Raw genomic sequence first — 5243 nt, 5'->3', positions numbered from 1 at the left:
TACTCCGTGCTCATGGTGGGGCACACCACAAGACTTAGGCGGTTGTGATTGTTTGCGAACAACGGGCAAACACACAAGCTTACTTGTCGTAGCCTATCACCTGTTAAGGTTATAGGGACAAGCCGCACGGGCAATTAGTACTGGTTAGCTTAATGCATTACTGCACTTCCACACCCAGCCTATCAACGTCCTGGTCTCGAACGACCCTTTAGGGGAATCTAGTTCCCGGGAAGTCTCATCTTAAGGCGAGTTTCCCGCTTAGATGCTTTCAGCGGTTATCTCTTCCGAACATAGCTACTCGGCAATGCCACTGGCGTGACAACCGATACACCAGAGGTTCGTCCACTCCGGTCCTCTCGTACTAGGAGCAGCCCCCTTCAAACTTCCAACGCCCACGGCAGATAGGGACCAAACTGTCTCACGACGTTTTAAACCCAGCTCACGTACCACTTTAAATGGCGAACAGCCATACCCTTGGGACCGGCTACAGCCCCAGGATGTGATGAGCCGACATCGAGGTGCCAAACTCCCCCGTCGATATGAACTCTTGGGAGGAATCAGCCTGTTATCCCCAGAGTACCTTTTATCCGTTGAGCGATGGCCCTTCCATACAGAACCACCGGATCACTATGTCCTACTTTCGTACCTGCTCGACTTGTCAGTCTCGCAGTTAAGCACGCTTATGCCATTGCACTATTAGCACGATGTCCGACCGTACCTAGCGTACCTTCGAACTCCTCCGTTACACTTTGGGAGGAGACCGCCCCAGTCAAACTGCCTACCATGCACTGTCCCCGACCCGGATAACGGGCCAAGGTTAGAACCTCAAATAAACCAGGGTGGTATTTCAAGGATGGCTCCACGAGAACTGGCGTCCCCGCTTCAAAGCCTCCCACCTATCCTACACAGATCGATTCAAAGTCCAATGCAAAGCTACAGTAAAGGTTCATGGGGTCTTTCCGTCTAGCCGCGGGTAGATTGCATCATCACAAACACTTCAACTTCGCTGAGTCTCGGGAGGAGACAGTGTGGCCATCGTTACGCCATTCGTGCAGGTCGGAACTTACCCGACAAGGAATTTCGCTACCTTAGGACCGTTATAGTTACGGCCGCCGTTTACTGGGACTTCAATCAAGAGCTTGCACCCCATCATTTAATCTTCCAGCACCGGGCAGGCGTCACACCCTATACGTCCACTTTCGTGTTTGCAGAGTGCTGTGTTTTTATTAAACAGTCGCAGCCACCAGTTTATTGCAACCCCTTCGTCCTTCTGGCGCAGGCCAGTCAAACTACAAGGGCGTACCTTATCCCGAAGTTACGGTACCAATTTGCCGAGTTCCTTCTCCCGAGTTCTCTCAAGCGCCTTAGAATACTCATCTCGCCCACCTGTGTCGGTTTGCGGTACGGTCTCGTATGACTGAAGCTTAGAGGCTTTTCTTGGAACCACTTCCGATTGCTTCGTGAACAAGTTCACTCGTCCCAACCCCTTGAATTATGTGCCCGGATTTGCCTAAGCACCTTCTTTGAGCCAGAAACCGACTATTCCAACAGTCGGACAACCTTCCGCGATCCGTCCCCCCATCGCATCATACGACGGTGCAGGAATATTAACCTGCTTCCCATCAGCTACGCATCTCTGCCTCGCCTTAGGGGCCGACTCACCCTGCTCCGATGAACGTTGAACAGGAAACCTTGGGCTTACGGCGTGGGAGCTTTTCACTCCCATTATCGCTACTCATGTCAGCATTCGCACTTCTGATACCTCCAGCATCCTTTACAAGACACCTTCGCAGGCTTACAGAACGCTCTCCTACCATATCCTTACGGATATCCGCAGCTTCGGTGTATCGCTTAGCCCCGTTACATCTTCCGCGCAGGACGACTCGATCAGTGAGCTATTACGCTTTCTTTAAAGGATGGCTGCTTCTAAGCCAACCTCCTGACTGTTTTAGCCTTCCCACTTCGTTTTCCACTTAGCGATACTTTGGGACCTTAGCTGGCGGTCTGGGTTGTTTCCCTCTTGACGCCGGACGTTAGCACCCGACGTCTGTCTCCCAAGCTCGCACTCATCGGTATTCGGAGTTTGCAATGGTTTGGTAAGTCGCGATGACCCCCTAGCCATAACAGTGCTCTACCCCCGATGGTGATACTTGAGGCACTACCTAAATAGTTTTCGGAGAGAACCAGCTATTTCCAAGTTTGTTTAGCCTTTCACCCCTACCCACAGCTCATCCCCTAATTTTTCAACATTAGTGGGTTCGGTCCTCCAGTGCGTGTTACCGCACCTTCAACCTGGCCATGAGTAGATCACTTGGTTTCGGGTCTACACCCAGCGACTAATTCGCCCTATTCGGACTCGATTTCTCTACGGCTTCCCTATGCGGTTAACCTTGCCACTGAATGTAAGTCGCTGACCCATTATACAAAAGGTACGCAGTCACGGAACAAGTCCGCTCCTACTGTTTGTATGCACACGGTTTCAGGATCTATTTCACTCCCCTTCCGGGGTTCTTTTCGCCTTTCCCTCACGGTACTGGTTCACTATCGGTCGATATCGAGTATTTAGCCTTGGAGGATGGTCCCCCCATGTTCAGACAGGATTTCACGTGTCCCGCCCTACTTGTCGCAAGCTTAGTCTCACACCAGGGATTTCGTATAAGGGGCTATCACCCTCTATGGCCGGACTTTCCATTCCGTTCTACTATCGCTGATGCTAACTCTTGCAGGCTGTTCCCATTTCGCTCGCCACTACTTTGGGAATCTCGGTTGATTTCTTTTCCTGTAGCTACTTAGATGTTTCAGTTCGCCACGTTCGCTTCGTATTCCTATGTATTCAGAATACGATGACCTTACGGCCGGGTTTCCCCATTCGGAAATCTGCGGATCAAAGTGTGTTTGCTCACTCCCCGCAGCTTATCGCAAGCTACTACGTCCTTCATCGCCTGATATCGCCAAGGCATCCACCATGTGCACTTAGTCACTTGTCCCTATAACGTTAACCTCTAAACTGATTTGTTCATCGCTTAGAGAACGGTATAGTTCTTACTACTATTGAGTATTACTTTAGCGTTTGCCGTATCTCAAGGAATTTGATTTATCTAAAACTACTTCTTCAAACTCGCTTTTAATACTATGTTTGTTCGATACAATCACAACCCTTCCATAAATTCGATACACTTGCGTGCATCTCTCTTTACAGAAATAATTTTGATTATTTCTACTTTACTTCTTCCAAATTGTTAAAGAACAGTACTTCTTAAATCTTTGTCTTCCGTTGTGAAAGCACAAACCTAAATCTTTTACACTAAACCTTGCTTCGGGTTTAGGCAGCGTTGTTTCGCTGATCTTCTGACTTAGGTTTGGTATTTCTTGGTGGAGGTTGACGGGATCGAACCGACGACCCCCTGCTTGCAAAGCAGGTGCTCTCCCAGCTGAGCTAAACCCCCGACACGCTCAATAGCCTAACCTCACTATTGAATTCAAACCTTGGTGGGTCTGGTTGGGCTCGAACCAACGACCCCCGCGTTATCAACACGGTGCTCTAACCAACTGAGCTACAGACCCGTCATCTATTTCTAGATTCGTTTCAGAGCAGCACAGCGGCGTGGTCATGATTCGCCAACTCAAACCGTCTCTGTTCTTTAATTCTTAACAGTCAATAAGTGTGGACACTTAACTTCAGCGCACTCTAGAAAGGAGGTGATCCAGCCGCACCTTCCGATACGGCTACCTTGTTACGACTTCACCCCAGTCACGAATCCTACCGTGGTAAGCGCCCTCCTTGCGGTTAAGCTACCTACTTCTGGTAAAACCCGCTCCCATGGTGTGACGGGCGGTGTGTACAAGACCCGGGAACGTATTCACCGCGACATGCTGATCCGCGATTACTAGCGATTCCAACTTCATGTAGTCGAGTTGCAGACTACAATCCGGACTACGATACACTTTCTGGGATTAGCTCCCCCTCGCGGGTTGGCGGCCCTCTGTATGTACCATTGTATGACGTGTGAAGCCCTACCCATAAGGGCCATGAGGACTTGACGTCATCCCCACCTTCCTCCGGTTTGTCACCGGCAGTCTCATTAGAGTGCCCTTTCGTAGCAACTAATGACAAGGGTTGCGCTCGTTGCGGGACTTAACCCAACATCTCACGACACGAGCTGACGACAGCCATGCAGCACCTGTGTTCAGATTCTCTTTCGAGCACCCTCAAATCTCTTCGAGGTTTCTGACATGTCAAGGGTAGGTAAGGTTTTTCGCGTTGCATCGAATTAATCCACATCATCCACCGCTTGTGCGGGTCCCCGTCAATTCCTTTGAGTTTTAATCTTGCGACCGTACTCCCCAGGCGGTCTACTTCACGCGTTAGCTGCGTTACCAAGTCAATTAAGACCCGACAACTAGTAGACATCGTTTAGGGCGTGGACTACCAGGGTATCTAATCCTGTTTGCTCCCCACGCTTTCGTGCATGAGCGTCAGTGTTATCCCAGGGGGCTGCCTTCGCCATCGGTATTCCTCCACATATCTACGCATTTCACTGCTACACGTGGAATTCTACCCCCCTCTGACACACTCTAGCCATACAGTCTCAAATGCAGTTCCCAGGTTGAGCCCGGGGATTTCACATCTGACTTATATAACCGCCTGCGCACGCTTTACGCCCAGTAATTCCGATTAACGCTTGCACCCTACGTATTACCGCGGCTGCTGGCACGTAGTTAGCCGGTGCTTATTCTTCAGGTACCGTCATTAGCAGCTTGTATTAGAAACTGCCGTTTCTTCCCTGACAAAAGAGCTTTACAACCCGAAGGCCTTCTTCACTCACGCGGCATTGCTGGATCAGGGTTGCCCCCATTGTCCAAAATTCCCCACTGCTGCCTCCCGTAGGAGTCTGGGCCGTGTCTCAGTCCCAGTGTGGCTGGTCGTTCTCTCAAACCAGCTACTGATCGTCGCCTTGGTGAGCCTTTACCTCACCAACTAGCTAATCAGATATCGGCCACTCCATGAGCATGAGGTCTTGCGATCCCCCACTTTCAACCTGAGTTCGTATGCGGTATTAGCGTAACTTTCGCTACGTTATCCCCCACTCTAGGGTATGTTCCGATATATTACTCACCCGTTCGCCACTCGTCAGCGGAGCAAGCTCCCTGTTACCGTTCGACTTGCATGTGTAAGGCATGCCGCCAGCGTTCAATCTGAGCCAGGATCAAACTCTTCAGTTTAATCTCTGTTTTGTGGCATT

General features: G+C 50.3%; 2 tRNA genes and 2 rRNA genes. All 4 read right to left on the bottom strand.

The window, feature by feature from the left end:
- Window positions 1–113: 113 nt before the first annotated feature.
- The 4 genes from IEW12_RS28690 to IEW12_RS28675 all read right to left on the bottom strand — a co-directional run bounded on the left by IEW12_RS28690 (window position 114) and on the right by IEW12_RS28675 (window position 5223).
- A 23S ribosomal RNA gene (locus IEW12_RS28690) occupies window positions 114–2987 on the bottom strand.
- 383 nt (window positions 2988–3370) lie between these two features.
- Window positions 3371–3446: transfer RNA gene (locus IEW12_RS28685), tRNA-Ala, on the bottom strand.
- Window positions 3447–3487: 41 nt separating this feature from the next.
- Window positions 3488–3564, bottom strand: a tRNA-Ile gene (locus tag IEW12_RS28680).
- Window positions 3565–3692: 128 nt separating this feature from the next.
- Window positions 3693–5223 (bottom strand): 16S ribosomal RNA (locus IEW12_RS28675).
- Together the 16S and 23S rRNA genes with 2 tRNA genes alongside form the textbook arrangement of a ribosomal RNA operon.
- Window positions 5224–5243: the final 20 nt, after the last annotated feature.

Origin of the sequence: Parundibacterium terreum (assembly GCF_014636315.1) — a bacterium.
Lineage (GTDB): Bacteria > Pseudomonadota > Gammaproteobacteria > Burkholderiales > Burkholderiaceae_D > Undibacterium > Undibacterium terreum.
Note: the sequence above shows the minus strand (reverse complement) of the source record. Positions and strands in the feature narration are given on the sequence as shown.